General features: G+C 71.6%; 15 protein-coding genes. 4 read left to right on the top strand and 11 right to left on the bottom strand.

Going from position 1 to position 16,056, the window contains the following annotated elements:
• Nucleotides 1–44: 44 nt before the first annotated feature.
• Nucleotides 45–428, top strand: coding sequence for a VOC family protein (locus ACTU3I_RS06840; protein WP_442924907.1), 384 nt, complete (start codon nucleotides 45–47; stop codon nucleotides 426–428).
• Between the two features lie 59 nt (nucleotides 429–487).
• Here the strand turns inward: ACTU3I_RS06840 and ACTU3I_RS06835 are convergent, their stop codons facing one another.
• From ACTU3I_RS06835 to ACTU3I_RS06815, 5 genes are all read right to left on the bottom strand, one after another.
• Nucleotides 488–1,645, bottom strand: a complete 1,158-nt coding sequence (locus tag ACTU3I_RS06835; protein ID WP_442924906.1) for an AMP-binding protein — start codon at nucleotides 1,643–1,645, stop codon at nucleotides 488–490.
• Between the two features lie 82 nt (nucleotides 1,646–1,727).
• Nucleotides 1,728–2,630 carry a 1,4-dihydroxy-2-naphthoyl-CoA synthase gene (locus ACTU3I_RS06830; protein ID WP_442924905.1) on the bottom strand — a complete coding sequence of 301 codons (903 nt, stop codon included), beginning with the start codon at nucleotides 2,628–2,630 and terminating at the stop codon, nucleotides 1,728–1,730.
• Complete coding sequence (locus ACTU3I_RS06825; protein WP_442924904.1) at nucleotides 2,627–3,412, bottom strand: LLM class F420-dependent oxidoreductase; 786 nt, start codon at nucleotides 3,410–3,412, stop codon at nucleotides 2,627–2,629. The genes ACTU3I_RS06830 and ACTU3I_RS06825 overlap by 4 nt, the downstream gene beginning before the upstream one ends.
• A gap of 30 nt (nucleotides 3,413–3,442) precedes the next feature.
• Nucleotides 3,443–4,396: a permease prefix domain 1-containing protein gene (locus ACTU3I_RS06820; RefSeq protein WP_442924903.1), complete on the bottom strand. Its 954-nt coding sequence runs from the start codon at nucleotides 4,394–4,396 to the stop codon at nucleotides 3,443–3,445.
• Between the two features lies 1 nt (nucleotide 4,397).
• Nucleotides 4,398–4,733 (bottom strand): PadR family transcriptional regulator, encoded by a 336-nt coding sequence (locus ACTU3I_RS06815; RefSeq protein WP_442924902.1) that lies wholly within the window; start codon nucleotides 4,731–4,733, stop codon nucleotides 4,398–4,400.
• Between the two features lie 79 nt (nucleotides 4,734–4,812).
• Here ACTU3I_RS06815 and ACTU3I_RS06810 point away from each other — a divergent pair, with 79 nt between their 5' ends.
• Nucleotides 4,813–5,799, top strand: coding sequence for an o-succinylbenzoate synthase (locus ACTU3I_RS06810; protein ID WP_442924901.1), 987 nt, complete (start codon nucleotides 4,813–4,815; stop codon nucleotides 5,797–5,799).
• Nucleotides 5,800–5,808: 9 nt separating this feature from the next.
• Here ACTU3I_RS06810 and ACTU3I_RS06805 read toward each other — a convergent pair whose 3' ends face one another.
• The gene (locus ACTU3I_RS06805) at nucleotides 5,809–6,435 is read right to left on the bottom strand and encodes a TetR/AcrR family transcriptional regulator (RefSeq protein WP_442924900.1); all 627 of its coding nucleotides are present in this window, start codon (nucleotides 6,433–6,435) and stop codon (nucleotides 5,809–5,811) included.
• Between the two features lie 118 nt (nucleotides 6,436–6,553).
• Here ACTU3I_RS06805 and ACTU3I_RS06800 point away from each other — a divergent pair, with 118 nt between their 5' ends.
• Together ACTU3I_RS06800 and ACTU3I_RS06795 are read left to right on the top strand one after the other, a co-directional pair.
• On the top strand, nucleotides 6,554–9,316 hold the full coding sequence (locus tag ACTU3I_RS06800; protein ID WP_442924899.1) for an MMPL family transporter: 2,763 nt from the start codon (nucleotides 6,554–6,556) through the stop codon (nucleotides 9,314–9,316).
• Complete coding sequence (locus tag ACTU3I_RS06795) at nucleotides 9,313–11,271, top strand: YhgE/Pip family protein (RefSeq protein ID WP_442924898.1); 1,959 nt, start codon at nucleotides 9,313–9,315, stop codon at nucleotides 11,269–11,271. The genes ACTU3I_RS06800 and ACTU3I_RS06795 overlap by 4 nt, the downstream gene beginning before the upstream one ends.
• A 95-nt stretch (nucleotides 11,272–11,366) precedes the next feature.
• Here the strand turns inward: ACTU3I_RS06795 and ccsB are convergent, their stop codons facing one another.
• The 5 genes from ccsB to ACTU3I_RS06770 are packed head-to-tail and all read right to left on the bottom strand — an operon-like array spanning nucleotide 11,367 to nucleotide 16,022.
• Complete coding sequence (ccsB, locus tag ACTU3I_RS06790) at nucleotides 11,367–12,359, bottom strand: c-type cytochrome biogenesis protein CcsB (protein WP_442924897.1); 993 nt, start codon at nucleotides 12,357–12,359, stop codon at nucleotides 11,367–11,369.
• Nucleotides 12,360–12,363: 4 nt separating this feature from the next.
• Nucleotides 12,364–14,034 carry a cytochrome c biogenesis protein ResB gene (gene resB, locus ACTU3I_RS06785; RefSeq protein ID WP_442925308.1) on the bottom strand — a complete coding sequence of 557 codons (1,671 nt, stop codon included), beginning with the start codon at nucleotides 14,032–14,034 and terminating at the stop codon, nucleotides 12,364–12,366.
• A gap of 16 nt (nucleotides 14,035–14,050) precedes the next feature.
• Entirely contained in the window at nucleotides 14,051–14,803 is a 753-nt protein-coding gene (locus ACTU3I_RS06780; protein WP_442924896.1) for a cytochrome c biogenesis CcdA family protein, read from the bottom strand.
• Nucleotides 14,800–15,393: a TlpA family protein disulfide reductase gene (locus ACTU3I_RS06775; RefSeq protein WP_442924895.1), complete on the bottom strand. Its 594-nt coding sequence runs from the start codon at nucleotides 15,391–15,393 to the stop codon at nucleotides 14,800–14,802. The genes ACTU3I_RS06780 and ACTU3I_RS06775 overlap by 4 nt, the downstream gene beginning before the upstream one ends.
• Nucleotides 15,393–16,022: a histidine phosphatase family protein gene (locus ACTU3I_RS06770; protein WP_442924894.1), complete on the bottom strand. Its 630-nt coding sequence runs from the start codon at nucleotides 16,020–16,022 to the stop codon at nucleotides 15,393–15,395. Before ACTU3I_RS06770 ends, ACTU3I_RS06775 begins: the two co-directional genes overlap by 1 nt.
• Between the last annotated feature and the right edge of the window lie 34 nt (nucleotides 16,023–16,056).

The raw sequence follows: 16,056 nt of genomic DNA, 5'->3' as shown, positions 1-16,056 counted from the left end.
GCAAGTCCTTCCCGTTCTCGTGCCGACCCCCCACACTGGGGGGCATGCTGACTGTGGGCACGATCGTTCTGACCGTCGAGGACATCGCACGCGCGGGCGCCTTCTGGCGCAGCGCCCTCGGCTACGTGGATCGCTCGGAACCGAGCGAGGACTGGCTGATCCTCGACCCGCCCGACAAGGACGGCTGGGATGCTCCGGGGGCGAGCCTCGCCCTGTCGGTCACCGGCTATCCGCAGCACTACCCGCCGCGCATCCATCTGGACCTGTACGCCGACGACCAGCGCGCGGAGGTGCAGCGGCTGCTCGATCTCGGCGCCCGCGAGGTCGACTGGCACGCCTATCCCGAGGACGCCGACTGGATCGTGCTCGAAGACACCGAAGGCAATCGCTTCTGCGTCGTGGACACCGGGGACCGCACCGCGGCCTGACCGCTCCCGTCCGCGCATCCCGTCGGTGCCTTCGGGAGGTGCCTCCCGTCGGGGCCCCGTCAGTGCAGGTTGGCGACGAGGCGGCGGATGGCCTCGCGGTCGGGCTTGCCGGAGGCCAGGCGTGCGATCTCGTCGACGAGCACGAGGCGGGATGGCCGCGCGGGCGCGCCGATCTGGTCCGCGACCGCGTCCCTGGCGCGCGCGAGCTGCTCGCCTTCGCTGCGGCGGAGCGCCTCGCCGCGCGGAGCGACGACGACGGATGCCTCGCCCCACGTGGCATCCGGTACTCCCACGACCACGGCGGACTCCAGGCCCGGGACGCTGCGGACCACGCGCTCCACGCGGTCGAGCGAGACGTTGACGCCGCCTGAGACGATCACGGCGTCGGCGCGGCCGTGGATGCGCAGCACCCCCTCGTCGAGAAGCCCGAGGTCCCCCGTGCGGTACCACCGCGTACCGTCGGGGTCGCGGGGGAAGGCCTCGGAGGACTTCGCCTCGTCGTCGAGGTAGCCGTCGGCGAGCACGGGACCCGACAGTTGCACCTCCCCCGCCACGATGCGGATGCGCACACCCTCCAGCGGCACGCCGTCGTACACGCATCCGCCGCTCGTCTCCGTCGAGCCGTATGTGCGCACGATGCGCGCCCCGGCGTCGGCGGCGCGCTCGCGCAGCGCGTCGGGAAGGGCCTGACCGCCGACGAGGATCGCTTCGAACGAGCGCAGCGCCTGGGCGACGTCGGGGTCAGCGGATGCGGCGTCGAGGAGCCGGTGCAGCTGGACGGGGACGAGCGAGGTGTAGCTGGGGACGCGTTCGCCGCCGTCGGTGGAAGTCATGAGCGCCGCGGCGGCGGCGAAGGCCTCGGGCGAGAACGATCCGCTGAGGATCGCCGGCTCGCGCCCGGAGATCAGGGCGCGCACGAGCACCTGCACGCCGGCGATGTATCCCGCCGGGAGAGCGAGCAGCCACGCGCCGGCTCCGATCCGTTCAGCCGTGGCGAGGGCGCTGGAGGTGAGCGCGTTGCGACTGAGCGCGACGGTCTTCGGAACCCCGGTCGACCCGGAGGTGGTGAGCACGACCGCCGTCCCGGGAGGGACGTCGCGGGGCAGCGTCCGCCCCGCGGAGTCGAGGCCGACGGCGGGGCCCGCGCCGAGCACGGCGCCGCGGAGCGCGCGCAGCACGTCCCGTGCGTCGTCGCCGCCCACCGACTCGAGCCTCATCGCCGCATCCGCCCCCGCCCCTTGCGTGAATCGGCTGCCAAACCGGCGGGTTTGGCAGCCGATTCACGCAACACGAGCGGCGTCAGTAGTGCCACGGGAAACCTGACCAGTCGGGATCGCGCTTGCCGAGGAACGCGTCGCGGCCCTCGACGGCCTCATCGGTGCCGTAGGCGAGGCGCGTGGCCTCGCCGGCGAACACCTGCTGCCCGACGAGGCCGTCGTCGACGGCGTTGAACGCGAACTTCAGCATCCGGATGGCCGTCGGCGACTTGCCGAGGATCGTGCGCGCCATCGCGACAGCCTCGCGCTCGAGGTCGCCGTGGGGCACGACGCGGTTCACCGCGCCCATCTCGTACGCGCGCTGCGCGGAGTACTCCTCGGCGAGGAAGAACACCTCCCGCGCGAGCTTCTGACCGGTCTGCCGCGCGAAATACGCCGAGCCGTAGCCGGCGTCGAACGAGCCGACGTCGGCGTCGGTCTGCTTGAACCTGCCGTGCTCGGCCGACGCGACCGTCAGGTCGCACACGACGTGAAGGGAATGCCCCCCACCGGCCGCCCATCCGGGGACGACGGCGATGACGACCTTCGGCATGAACCGGATGAGGCGCTGCACCTCGAGGATGTGGAGGCGCCCCGCGCGCGCGGGGTCGGCCACGCTCGTCTCGTCCTCGGAGTACTTGTATCCGTCGCGTCCGCGGATGCGCTGATCGCCGCCGGAGCAGAACGCCCAGCCGCCGTCCTTCGGACTCGGTCCGTTGCCGGTGAGGAGCACGACGCCGATGCGCGGGTCTTGCCGGGCGGTGTCGAGGGCGTGATACAGCTCGTCGACGGTGTGCGGCCGGAACGCGTTGCGCACCTCCGGACGGTCGAACGCGATGCGGGCGATGCGTCCGTCGTGCGAGACGTGCGCCGTGATGTCGGTGTACCGCTCATCCGCGGCGGTGGCCACCCACTCCGCCGGGTCGAAGAGCTCGGAGACCGTCACGCGCCGTTCTTCCCGTCGCGCCAGCGCAGCCACCGCCGCACGGTGTCGTAGTCGGGGTCCGACGGCGCCCAGCCCAGGGTGAACAGCCGCGCCCCCGCCTCGAACAGCGCGTCGGCGACGCCCTCGTCGCGTCGCTTCAGCTCGTTCGACACGAGGAGGCCCGAGACATCCCTGCCGTCGGTCTCGCCCCACCTCTCGATGACGGAGATCTTGTGCGGAAGGTCCTCCGGTGCGACGAAGCTGTGCCAGATGTCGGCGTGACGCGCGACGATGCGCAGGGTCTTCTGCTCCCCCTTGCCGCCGATGAGAACCGGGATGCGGCGGGTGGGGGCGGGATTCACCCGCTCCCACCGGGCCTCGACGCGGTCGAGTCCGGCGGCCAGGTCGTTGAGGCGCGATCCGGGCGTGCCGAACTCGTAGCCGTACTCGTCGTAGTCGCGCTGGAACCAGCCCGAGCCCGTCCCGAAGATGAAGCGGCCGCCACTGATGTGGTCGAGGGTGCGGGCCATGTCTGCCTGCAGATCGGCGTTCCGGTAGCTGTTGCAGCTCACGAGCGAGCCGAACTCGACGCGCTCGGTCTGCTCGGCCCACGCGCCGAGCATCGTCCACGACTCGAAGTGCGCGCCGTCCGGGTCGCCGAAGAGCGGGAAGAAATGGTCCCAGTTGAACAGGATGTCCACGCCCATCTCCTCCAGTCGCGACACAGCGTCGCGGATCTGCGCATAGGTGGCGTGCTGCGGTTCGATCTGCACGCCGATGCGTACGGGGGTGTCCAGGAGCATGGACTCAGCCTAGAGCGGCGGCGAGCCCGATCATCGACTCCGCCGTGCCTTGCGGAAGCCGTCGATGCTGTCCCACGCGCCGACCGCGACGACGCCGAATCCGAACACCGTCGCCAGGATGCTCGCCACGGTGCTGCCGTCAGCGGGGATCAGAGCCGGGAAGAAGTCGGGGTTGAGAATCCGCTGCTGAAGGAGCAGCCACACGATCGGAACGACGATGGCCACGTTGAGGAGCAGGTTGACCGTCGCCGAGGCTCCCGCCCAGCGTCCACGGGCGTAGACCCAGATCGCCAGGAGCGCCTCGAGGGCCAGAACCACGAAGAGGCCGCCGATCCACCACGGCGCGAGCCCCGGATGCAGGAACGACAGCCGCTCGCCGTCGGGGAGGAAGGCGAACCCCACGAACAGGTCCCACAGGACGGCGCCCGCAGCCACGGCGAGGAAGACCAGCGAGGCGATGAGATCGCTGAGCTTCGCGCCGCTCTCACGGACCTGGGGGAGGTCGTCGATGCTCCAGGAGCCGACCAGACCCGCGCCGGCGCTGCCGGAGGAGCGCTCGACGATGGCGAAGACCACGGTCGTCCAGAAGCCGATGTGGACGATCACCGCGATCACCACGCTCACGACGGCGCCGACGATCTGGCCGAAGCCGGCCCCGGCGAGTACCTGAGCGAGAGCGACGCCGAAGGCGGCGCACGCGGGCACGATCGCCCACAGCAGCTTGGTGAGCCGCCACCACGGCAGGAAGTACCGCGGGCCGATGAGATGGAGCGGCCGGTCGACGTAGCCCGCCGCGAGCGTGTCGGGATCGCCCAGCTGCGTGAGCACAGCGCGCTCCGCGACATCCGGCGCCTCGCCGGCTCCGACGCGGGCGTCGACCTGGTCGACGATGGAGGCGTGCAGTTCCGCCCCGAGGTCGGGCCGCTGCTTCTCCGGGACGGAGCGCATCGCTGCCGCGACGTAGCGGTCGGTGAGGGTGGTCATGTCAGTCCTCCTGATCGAGCGCGGCGACCGCAAGCCCGACGGCGCGCCACTCGGTGAGAAGCCGGTCGGCGAGGGTCACGCCGACGGGGCTTGTGCGGTAGAACTTGCGCGGGCGGGTCTCGTCGGTGTTCCACTCGCTGGTGAGGTAGCCCTGCTTCTCCAGCCGCCGCAGGAGCGGATACAGGGTGTTGGCGTCGGTGGGGAATCCGCGGCCGGCCAGATCCTCGAGGAGCCCGTAGCCGTAGCCGGGTTCGCGCAGCAGCTGCAGACAGGCCAGCACGATCGTCCCGCGCCGGATCTCCTGCAGATGGCTGGCGAGCACCTCATCATCGTTCACATCTCGCACGTTACTGTGTCGCGCACACTATAGTCAACCGCGCAATGTCGTCACCCGGCCGTCGCGGCAGGATGGGGCTATGACTCTCCCTCCGCTCGACGAGATGCTGGCGGACGCGCACGTCGTGGCCCTGCCGATGCACACGAGGTTCCGCGGCGTGCAGGTACGGGAGGCGATGCTCTTCGAGGGACCGTCCGGCTGGACGGAGTTCTCGCCGTTCGTCGAGTACGACGACCTCGAGAGTGCCGCGTGGCTCGCCGCCGCTGTCGAGTTCGGGTGGGAGGAGCGACCCGCCCCCGTCCGCGAGACCGTGCCCGTCAACGCGACAGTGCCCGCCGTCCCGGCCGACGCCGTCCGCGCGGTGCTCGCACGGTTCCACGGCTGCCGCACGGCGAAGGTCAAAGTCGCCGAGCGCGGCCAATCCCTCGCCGACGACATCGCGCGCGTGCGGGAGGTGCGCGAGCGGATGGGGCCGGAGGGCCGCATCCGCGTGGACGCCAATGGCGGCTGGAACGTGGACGAGGCCGAGCACGCCCTGCACGCGCTCGCGCCGTACGACCTGGAGTACGCCGAGCAGCCCTGCGCGAGCATCGACGAGCTCGCCCAGCTCCGCGAGCGCGTCGCCTACATGGGGATCCCCATCGCGGCCGACGAAAGCGTCCGCAAGGCGGATGATCCGCTGCGGGTCGCACGGGCGGGTGCCGCCGATCTGCTCGTCGTGAAGGCGCAGCCCCTCGGCGGCGTGCGGCGCGCGCGCGACCTCGTCGCCGCCTCCGGCCTGCCCGCCGTCGTCTCCAGCGCCCTCGACACCTCGGTCGGCATCGCGATGGGCGTCGCCCTCGCCGCGGCGCTCCCCGAGCTCGACTACGACTGCGGTCTCGGCACGGGGTCGCTGTTCGTCTCCGACGTCGCCGACCCGCCTCTCCAGCCCCGCGACGGCGCGCTCGCGGTGACCGCGGTGGTTCCGGATGCGGCGCGCCTGGAGGCGCTCGCCGCGTCCGGCGATCGGCGGGAGTGGTGGCGGAAGCGGCTCACCCGCTGCCACGCGTTGCTGGCGGCGGGCTGAGACCCCCGGTCAGCTCCGGGCGATGAGGAGCGGGACGACGCCGGCGATGCTCTCCTGGATCTCCCGGCGCGCGGCGGTGCGGTCGAGTCCCGCCATCACCGCGCGAGTGACGGTCGCCTCCCAGACCGAGAGCAGCAGCCGCGCCGCCTCCGCCGCCGGGAGCATCAGACGAAGCCCGGTCGCGGCGGCGATGTCGTCGATCAGTCGCACGATGTTCCCGCACACGTCGGCGTCCTGCTGCAGGAATGCGGACGCCATCTCCGGGTTGCGCAGCGCGTGCATGCGGATCTCGCTCATGAGGAGGACGCCCAGCCGATCGTCGCCGGGAAGGTCGAGCACGCGGTCGACGATCTCGACCGCGGTGCCTTCGAATCCGCCCTGCGCCTCGAGCTGCGCGACGCGCTCGGCGACCTCGGCGACCCGCGCCGACGTCACCGTCGCGGCGAGCTCGAGGAAGAGCTCCTCCTTCGACGCGAAGTTGGAGTAGAACGCCCCTCGAGTGAAGCCGGCGCGTTCGCAGACGGCCTCCACCGAGGTCGCGTCCAGGCCCACCTCGGCGAACACGGCTGCGGCGGCATCGAGAAGACGCTGCCGGGTCGCCTCGCGGCGCCGCGGCGTACTGGCGACGTCGGTCATGACACCTCCCGGGTTCACATCGTTCCCCCAGCCTGGCACGGCCGGGCGGGCTCTACGATACATGTGTGTATTGGATACAGAGCTGTATCGAACTCGCTCGAATCTGATCGGAGCATCCGTGTCCACACTCCTCTCGACGCTCGGTCGTTGGTCGTACCGGCACGCGTGGCGCGTGCTGATCGCGTGGATCGTCGTGCTGCTGGCCGCCGGCGGCGGAGCGCTCGCCCTCAATCAGGGCACGGACAACTCCTTCTCGATCCCCGGGACCGAAGCTCAGGAGGGACTCGCGCAGCTGTCGCGCACGTTCCCGCAGGTCAGCGGCACGAGCGCCCAGGTCGTCCTCGTGGCCGCCGACGGCGAGCGGGTCGACGAAGAGCCGTACACGGACGCGATCGCGGGGCTCGTGGCCGACCTCGAGAGCGTCGACGGCGTGCTGGCCGTCAGCGACCCGTTCGATGAGAATCTGTCGGGCCTCGTCACCGACGACGCGGACGCCGCCATCGTGCGGCTGCAGTTCGACGGCCAGGGCACGAGCGTCCCGGCGTCGGCGAAGCAGGCGCTCACCGATGCCGCCGACGCCTTCGCCGCAGACCTCCCCGACGGGGCGCAGTCGGCCCTGGGCGGTGACCTGTTCGCCAACTCGGTCCCGGGTGTCACGATCACCGAGGCCGTCGGCCTCGTCATCGCCCTCCTCGTGCTGTTCGTGACGTTCCGCTCGTTCGTGATGGCGGGTCTCCCCCTGGCCACCGCCATCGTCGGCGTCGGGCTGTCGATGGCGCTGATCCTCCTCGCCACCGCCTTCGCACCCATCTCGTCCACCACCCCGCTCCTCGCGCTGATGCTGGGTCTTGCCGTCGGGATCGACTACGCACTCTTCATCGCCGCGCGACATCAGGATCAGGTGCGCGACGGCATGGACCCCGAGGAGTCGGCGGCCCGTGCCACCGGAACCGCGGGATCCGCGGTGACCTTCGCCGGCATCACGGTGCTCATCGCTCTCATCGGCCTGTCGTTCGCCGGCATCCCCTTCCTCACCACGATGGGGATCGCCGCCGCTGTCGCCGTGGCGCTGTCGGTTCTCGTCTCGGTCACCCTCACGCCGGCGCTGCTCGGCTTCGTCGGACGCCGGGCGGCGGGACGCACCCGGCGGAAGCGGCCGGCGGCTGCGGTGCCCGCGCCCCGGACCAATCGATGGGTACGTCTGGTGTCGAAGCATCCGCTCGTCACGGCCGTCGCGGTCGTGCTCGGACTCGGCATCGTCGCGATCCCCGCGGGAAGCCTCGCGCTCGCGCTCCCGAACGCGGGGATGCTGCCGGAATCCAACTCCGCACGGCAGAGCTACGACCTCGCCGCCGAGCGCTTCGGCGAGGGATTCAACGGCCCGCTGATCCTCACCGGCACGATCGTGACCTCCACCGATCCCGTCGGTCTCATGGACGACCTCGCCGCCGAGGTCGAGCGCATCCCGGGCGTGCGCGAGGTGGCGCTCGCGACCCCCAATGAGACCGCCGACACCGGCATCGTGCAGATCGTCCCCGAGACCGCCCCGGACGACCCGGCCACCGCCGACCTCGTGCGCGAGCTGCGCGCGCACCACGACGAGTGGCTGGACGAATTCGGCATCGACCTCAAGGTCACCGGGTTCACCGCTGTCACGATCGACATCTCCGATCGCCTCGGCGCCGCCCTGGTGCCCTTCGGACTGTTCGTCGTGGGGCTGTCGTTCCTGCTTCTCATGGTGGTGTTCCGCTCGATCGCCGTCCCCCTCACCGCCGCACTCGGGTACCTGCTGTCCGTCGCCGCCGCCTTCGGCGTCGTCGCGGCCGTGTTCGAGTGGGGGTGGTTCGCCGATCTGCTGCATGTCACGCGCGAGGGCCCGGTGATCTCGTTCATGCCGATCGTCCTCATGGGCGTTCTGTTCGGCCTGGCCATGGACTACCAGGTCTTCCTCGTGACACGGATGCGCGAGGACTACGTCCACGCACGGGCGCGGGCGGGGGCATCCGCCGATCGGCGCACGATCGCCGTCGACGCGGTGCGTTCGGGCTTCTCCGCGACGGCGCGCGTGGTCACCGCCGCCGCGCTCATCATGTTCGCGGTGTTCGCCGCATTCGTGCCGGAGGGCGACTCGGCGATCAAGCCGATCGCGCTCGGCCTCGCCGCCGGCATCGCCATCGACGCGTTCCTCGTGCGGATGACGCTCATCCCCGCGCTCATGACGCTCCTCGGCGACAAGGCCTGGTGGATGCCGGCCTGGCTCGACCGGATGCTGCCCTCCCTCGACGTCGAAGGCGAGGCCGTCGAACGCGAGCGTGCGCTCAAGGACTGGCCAGGAGCCGGCTCGACGGCGATCGTGACCGCGGAGGGCGTCGGCCTCGAGGTCCGCGACGTGTCGCTGTTCGACGACCTCACGCTCTCGATGGAGGCCGGAGACGCCGCGATCCTGACATCGACCGACCCGCGCTCGGCGCGCGCGGCGCTGCTGACCCTCGCCGGGCGCACCTCGCCGAGCGAGGGGCGCCTCCGCGTGGCAGGGCATCTCCTTCCCGGCCGCGAGGCGTGGGTGCGAAGCCACGTCGGCATCGCGCAGCTCGATGAGGCGGAGGAACCGCTCGGCGAGCTGCGCGAGGCCCTCCGCGGACGCCCCGGCCTCCTCGCCGTCTGCGGCGCCGATGCGCTTGCGCACGGAGCGCTCCGCGACCAGGCGGCCGCGACCCTCCGCGACGCGGCAGCACGCGGCGAGTGGACGCTGGTCGTCACGGCGGCCGACGTCGCCGCGGTGCGTCGGCTGCTCGACGAAGCCGGTTGGCGCGAGGCATCCGTCGTCGCCGTCACCCCCGCATCCCCCCGTACCTCCGACCTCACCGAGGTGACCGCATGACCGCCCTGCTCGAACGCGCCGGAACGCGCCGGCCCATCACGTGGCTCACGATCGTGGGGGCGCTCCTGCTTCCCGTGATCCTCGGCGGCGTGCTCGTCACGGCGCTGTACAACCCCGTCGAGCGGCTCGACGCCATGACCGCCGCCGTCGTCAACGACGACGAGCCGGTGGAGCTCGACGGGCAGACCGTTCCGCTCGGCCGGCAGCTGACCGCCGGCCTGGTCGAAGGCTCCGACGAGCTGCCGAGCAATCTCACGTGGACGATCACGAACGACGAGGACGCCGCGGCGGGACTCGCCGACGGCAGCTACGACGCGGTCATCATGATCCCCGAGAACTTCTCGGCCGCCGCCACCTCGACCGCGCCCGGCGGCTCACCCGAGCAGGCCACCATCCGCGTCACCACTCCCCCCGACAGCCTCGTGGTCGACGACGCGATCTCGGCGCAGGTGACCTCGGCCGCCGCGTCCCTTCTCGGCACGTCGCTGTCGGAGGTGTACCTCGAGAACGTGTTCGTCGGCTTCTCCACTCTCGGCGACCAGCTGGGCACCGCCGCCGACGGCGCCGCCCAGCTCGCGGACGGTGCACGCCAGGCAGCAGACGGCGCCGGCCAGCTGCCCTCCGGGGCCGCGCAACTCGCCGACGGTGCCGGACAGCTCTCCTCGGGCGCCGGCGAGCTCGCGACCGGTCTCGACCGGATCGCGGGCGGTATCGGGCAGTCGGCATCCGGAGCCGGACAGCTCGCGACCGGAGCATCCGCCGGAGCCGCACAGCTGCGTGCGTCGGGACTGGTGCCGGCGGAGCTCACCGCAGCGGCGGGGCAGGCGGCCACGGCCGCGGCCGGGGCCGCCTCGGGAGTGGACGCTCTCGTCGGTCAGCTCACCGCGCTGCAGGCGGCGGCCTGTGAGACGCCGGGGCCGGTCTGCGATCAGGCCTCCGTCGCGCTGGCCACCGCGACGGGAACCCAGCCGGCTGCCGCCGGCGCCGCCCAGGCGACCGCCGGCGTCGGCGCTGGCCTCGGGCAGTTCGCCGCGGCCGCGCCGGAGCAGATCGCCGGCCAACTCGACTCGGTCGCCGCCGGCGCCGGTGCGCTGCAGGGCGGGCTGGATCAGCTCTCCGCCGGGGCCACCCAGTCCGCCGCCGGAGCGCGGGCGCTGTCGTCGGGCGCCGGTCAGCTCTCCAGCGGCGCGGGCGAGCTCGCCACCGGCGCCCAGTCGCTGGCCGACGGCGTCGGCCGGGTCGCAGACGGCACGGGCGAGCTCGCGACCGGCCTGCAGACCGCTGTCGACGAGATCCCCGCCTACTCCGAGGACGAGGCGCAGAGCCTGGCGTCGGTGGTGGCCGACCCCGTCGCGGCCGAGGGCGTCGAGACGAACCTTTTCGGGGCATCCGCGGTGCCGCTGCTCGTGACCGTCGCGCTGTGGTTCGGCGGCCTCGGCACGTTCGTGGCGCTGCGCGCGGTGACCGCCCGCACGCTCGCGTCGCGCCGCCCGTCGGCGATGCTCGCGCTTCGCGGTCTGCTGCCCGCGGCCGGGATCGGCGCGGCGCAGGGCCTCCTCGTGGCCGCTGTCGTGCAGCTGGCGGCGTCGTACGGCTGGGCGGAGTGGTCGGCCTTCGCGTTGGCATCGGTTGCCGCGGGCATCGCGTTCGCCGCCGTGAATCAGGCGCTCGTGGCCGTCTTCGGCGGCGCGGGACGGTGGATCTCCGCCGTCATCGGCGTGCTGGCGGTGGCGACCGGCGTCGTCTCGACCGTGCCGGGGGTGCTCTCCGCCGTCGCCGGTCTTCTGCCGACCTCGCCCGCCTACAACGGCATGCTCGCCGGCCTCACGGCAGGCGACGGCCTGGGCTCGGCGCTCGTCGGACTCGCGGTGTGGGCGGTGCTGTCGTTCGTCGCGACCACGGTCGCTGTCGCCCGCCGCCGCTCGGTGTCGCCGCGCGCCCTCCTCGCGACCTGAGGCTCCCGCCGTCCCGAGACCGCATCCGCGCCACGAGACTGCGTCCGACGGATGCTGTCTCGTGGCGCCCATGCCGTCTCACGGGCGCGAGCGGGTCAGGACGTCAGGCCGGAGTAGGCGTGGAGGCCCTTGAAGAACATGTTCACGATCGTGAAGTTGAACAGCACCGCCGTGAAGCCGATGATCGACAGCCACGCCGAGCGCGTGCCGCGCCATCCGCGGGTCGCGCGCGCGTGGATGTAGCCGGCGTAGAGCACCCAGATGACGAAGGTCCACACTTCCTTCGTGTCGAAGCCCCAGTAGCGGCCCCACGCGTCGTTGGCCCAGATCGACCCCGCGATGAGCGTGAAGGTCCAGAAGATGAAGCCCACGATCGCGAACCGGTAGGCGAGCGATTCGAGCGCATCCGATGCCGGCAGGGTTCGGAGGAACCCCCCGGATGCCGCTCGCCGCTCCCGCCGTGCCTGCAGGAGCTGCAGCACCGACAGGCCGAACGCCAGTGCGAACAGCGCCGTCGCCAGCGACGCGACGAAGACGTGGATGACGAGCCACACCGACTTCAGCGGATCAGCCAGCGGCACCACCTGCACGTAGAACGCCAGCGTCGCCCCGCCGAGGAGGATCACGGTGAGCCCGGTGATGAAGGACCCGAGGAAGCGCAGGTCGTAACGCAGCAGCACCGCGAGGTACACCGCGACGATGAGCATCGTGCCGGTGAGTGCGAACTCGTACATGTTCGACCACGGCACGCGTCCGGCGGCGATGCCGCGCGTGACGTCCGCGGCCACGTGGAAGAGGAAGGCGAGAACGGTCAGCGACGTGCCGATCCGCGCCCACACGTATCGCGGCCTGTCGGCTGCCGCACCCCCCGTGCGGACGATGCTCGCGGCGGCGGGGGCGGATGCTGCGCCGCCGGCGGCGACGAGCTCGCGCTCGCGCGCGGCATCCTGCGCCTTCACGGCCACGTCGGAGCGGCGGGCGATGTCGAACGCGTAGGCCCCGAACGCCAGCACGTAGATCGCGATCGCGGTCCAGACCAGCAGCACGGAGACCGAGTCGAGCGAGAACGGGGATTCGGTGCCGGGCATGGTCTCAGTCTACGTGCGGCGTACGCCGCCACCCCTCGACGGCCTCCCCGCTGCGGGCGGCGAGCTGTTCGACGGCGGCCGCGAGCGTCGGGTCCTCGCCGCGCGCGAGCCCGGCGTACTCGAGCACCACCGTCCGCCCGCGCGGAGTCGCCTTGACCCACATGCGCCGCCGGGGGACGAACAGCGCAGCGAGGAGCCCCGCGGTGGCGAGCGCGGCGAACGCGAGCACCCATGGCGCGGCGATGTCGCGGTGGATCGACAGCGACACGAACCGCTTGACCGACTCCCCGGCATCCGTCGCCCCCGCCGGGGACTCGTCGACGAAAGTGATCGTCCCGAGCCCGTTGGGCAGCGGAGCGCTCTCCCCCGGCAGCAGCTGGATCGAGTCGACGTCGACGGCGCGGCCGGTGAGCTGGGTCATGTCGCTCACGTCGAGCGTGTACACCGAGCGCGGAGTGCCGTCGTCGATGCCGAGGTCGCCCTCGTAGACGTCGAGAGTCAGCATCGGATATTGCAGGTCCCCGTAGATCGACGAGAAGGCGCCGGACTTCAGCGGCTGCATGGTCGGATAGAAGAAGCCGATGAGTCCGATCTGCTCGGGAAGGCCGTCGGCGACCTTGACGACGCCCAGCGAGGTCATGTTCGCATCCTGCGGGAGGAACGGCACCGAGCTCCGGTAGATCTCCAGCCCGTCGGCATCCGTGATCGAGATCGTCGGGGCGTACCCGTTGCCCATGAGGTAGACCTTGTCGCCGGCGATGTCGAGCGGAGAGTTGACGCGGACGGTGCCGTCGGCGGGATCCGCGCCCGGCAGTTGGGTGGTCAGGTGGGCCTCGAAGTCGCCGGCCTGCCCCTGTCCCTGCTCACCGGCGGGAACGTAGGAGACGTCGAAACGGTCGAGCGTCATCGTGTACGGCTCCAGCCGCTCCTCGTCGACGAAGCGCCCCGGATTGAACGACGTGTAGTCCAGCAGGCTGTTGGCGAAGCCCTGGCCCTCGACGAGCACGGTCTGGCCGGTGTAGGTGAATCCGCCGCCGATCCCCACGGCGAGCAGGACGCCGATGAGCGCGGTGTGGAAGACGAGGTTCCCGGTCTCGCGGAGGTATCCGCGCTCGGCCGAGACGGAGTACGCCCCCCGCCCGTCGTACCGTTCGATGCGGTAGCCGGAGGAGCGCAGCTGGGCCGCAGCGAGGCTCACCGACTCGGATGCGAGGGTGTCGGCGTCCTCGCCGTCGGCGAGCTCGACGATCTCCTCGCGCACGTCGTCGAGTCGGGAGAGGCGCGCGGGCGTGCGCGGCGGCCGGGAGCGCAGCGCCTTGGCGTGGTGCCGCGTGCGCGGGATGACGCATCCGATGAGCGAGACGAAGAGCAGGATGTAGATCGCGGAGAACCACGGCGACGTATAGACGTCGAACATGCTGAGGTTGTCGAGGATCGGGGCCAGACCCGGGTTGTCGGTGAAGTACTGCGTCACGCCGTTCGGGTCGGCGCTGCGCTGCGGCACGATCGACCCCGGCACCGCCGCGATGGCCAGAAGAAGGAGCAGGACGAGCGCCGTGCGCATGCTCGTGAGCTGCCGCCACCCCCACCGGAGCCACCCCACGACGCCGAGCGCGGGTGAGGTGACCTCGCCGTCGTTGTCGGCGTGATCGGAGGGTCGCGACGGATCGGTCATCGTGACGGCGTCGTCGTCAGAGCGGGAGGGGGACACTGCCGATCACCCCCTGCAGCTGCGACATCCACACGGCCCACACGCCGGTGACCATGAGCAGGCCGAGCACGATGAGCAGCACGCCACCGAGAAGGTTCACGGCACGGATGTGACGGCGCAGGAACGCCACCGAGCGCGTGGCCCATCCGAAACCGAGGGCGAGGAGGAGGAAGGGGATGCCGAGGCCCAGCGAGTAGGCCAGCCCCAGGAGCGCCGCGCGTCCGGGGTCGCCGAGGTTCCACGACACCGAGAAGATGGCGGCGAGCGTCGGCCCGATGCACGGCGTCCACCCGATCCCGAGCGCGATCCCCAGCAGCGGCGCGCCGACGAGGCCGATGTTGCTGCGGGCCTGCGGGCGGAAGGTGCGCTGGGCGAGTCCGAACATGCCGATGAAGACGAGGCCCAGCAGGATGATGACCACGCCCATGACGCGCGTGATCGGGTCGGCGAACTCGACGAAGAAGCGACCGACCGTGCCCCCCAGCACGTTCACCGTCATGAAGACGAGCGTGAAGCCGGCGATGAACAGCAGCACTCCGCCCAGGAGCCGTCCCCGCCCCGGGGCGCCGGCGGACGCGCCACGACGCGGCGTGACGGTTCCGCCGATGAACCCGAGGTAGCCCGGGACCAGGGGAAGCACGCACGGCGACAGGAACGACACCAGACCCGCAGCGAGGGCGATCGGCAGCGCGACCCAGAGCGCCCCGTCAACGACGGTGGCCCCGGGGTTCACGGCGACTCCGCGAGGACCGTCTTGACGATCGACTCGAGGATCGACGCCTCCGCGAGCTCGCCGATCACCCGGGCGGCCACGCGGCCCTGGGCATCGAGCACGAGGGTCACGGGTGTCGCGCTGAGCGGCGCATGCTCGGTGAACGCGAGCTTCACGGCCCCGTCATCGACGGCGATGATGCTCGGGTAGGAGATGCCGTGGTCGCGGGCGAACGAGGCGGCCGTGGCGGGCTGGTCGTACGTGTTGACCCCGAGGAACGACACGTCCTGGCCTTCGAAGCTCTCGTAGGCTTCCTGCAGCCTGGGAGCCTCCACGATGCAGGGACCGCACGCGGCGTACCAGAAGTTCACCACCAGCACGCGGCCCGCGTAGTCGGCGTGGGAGACCTCGTCCCCGGTCTCCAGGACACCGGAGAACTCGACGCTCTCGCCCCGGTCGGCCGGCGCGATCTCGTCGGCTTCGAAACCGTTCGCGGCGATGTATCCCTTGTTGTCACCGGCGCGGTACTGCTCGGCGAGCGGGTCGCTCGAGCACGCCGCGAGGCCCAGGACGAGCGCGGCGGCGGCCACCGCCGCCAGCACACGACGCATCACACCGCTCCCACATCGACTGCTCCGGCGGTGGAGGCCGGCTCGGCGTAGGCCACCTCGGTCCACCCGCCGCCGCGCCGCTCGAAGCTCGTCACGCTCGACAGCGCGCAACGACGCCGTCGCGGGTCATGCCGGAAAGGCGACGCGGCGATGTCGAGATGGGCCACCCAGATCGGCAGCTGGTGAGACACGATGACCACATCGCCCGCGGATGCCGCGTCCCACGCCGCGTCCATGGCTTCCCGCATGCGCGACGCGATCGCGGAGTACGCCTCACCCCAGCTCGGGAGCGCCGGCTGGGCGAGGTGGCGCCAGTTCCACGGGTTGTAGAAGACCCGCTGCATCCGGCGGCCCTCGAAGACGTTGGTCGGTTCGATGACGCGCTCATCGATCACCGGTTCGAGGCCGAACAACTCCTCGAAGGGCCGCGCCGACTCGCGCGTGCGCTGCAGCGGCGAGACCACGAGCGCGCCCACGGGGCGCTCGAGCGAGTGCACGTACTCGGCCGCCTGCCGCGCCATCCGCCGGCCGTCGGCGCTGAGGCCGAACCCGGGAAGGCGCCCGTAGAGCACGCGTCGAGGGTTGTCGACCTCGCCGTGGCGCACGAGGTGGAGGCGGTCGGCGGGCACGTCATCAGTCTACGGCGCGGGCCGCTGAGGGACG

Source organism: Microbacterium sp. RD1 (assembly GCF_052220165.1).
Classification (GTDB): domain Bacteria; phylum Actinomycetota; class Actinomycetes; order Actinomycetales; family Microbacteriaceae; genus Microbacterium.
The sequence above is the reverse complement of the archived record's forward strand: the minus strand, read 5'-3'. Positions and strand labels throughout refer to the sequence as shown.

Coding starts and splice junctions, on each gene's coding strand:
- ACTU3I_RS06825 (WP_442924904.1), bottom strand. CDS start 3,412: ATGCTCCTGGACACCCCCGTACGCATCGGCGTGCAGATCGAACCGCAG.
- ACTU3I_RS06805 (WP_442924900.1), bottom strand. CDS start 6,435: ATGACCGACGTCGCCAGTACGCCGCGGCGCCGCGAGGCGACCCGGCAG.
- ACTU3I_RS06835 (WP_442924906.1), bottom strand. CDS start 1,645: ATGAGGCTCGAGTCGGTGGGCGGCGACGACGCACGGGACGTGCTGCGC.
- ACTU3I_RS06775 (WP_442924895.1), bottom strand. CDS start 15,393: ATGCGTCGTGTGCTGGCGGCGGTGGCCGCCGCCGCGCTCGTCCTGGGC.
- ACTU3I_RS06820 (WP_442924903.1), bottom strand. CDS start 4,396: ATGACCACCCTCACCGACCGCTACGTCGCGGCAGCGATGCGCTCCGTC.
- ACTU3I_RS06810 (WP_442924901.1), top strand. CDS start 4,813: ATGACTCTCCCTCCGCTCGACGAGATGCTGGCGGACGCGCACGTCGTG.
- resB (WP_442925308.1), bottom strand. CDS start 14,034: ATGACCGATCCGTCGCGACCCTCCGATCACGCCGACAACGACGGCGAG.
- ccsB (WP_442924897.1), bottom strand. CDS start 12,359: ATGCCCGGCACCGAATCCCCGTTCTCGCTCGACTCGGTCTCCGTGCTG.
- ACTU3I_RS06840 (WP_442924907.1), top strand. CDS start 45: ATGCTGACTGTGGGCACGATCGTTCTGACCGTCGAGGACATCGCACGC.
- ACTU3I_RS06795 (WP_442924898.1), top strand. CDS start 9,313: ATGACCGCCCTGCTCGAACGCGCCGGAACGCGCCGGCCCATCACGTGG.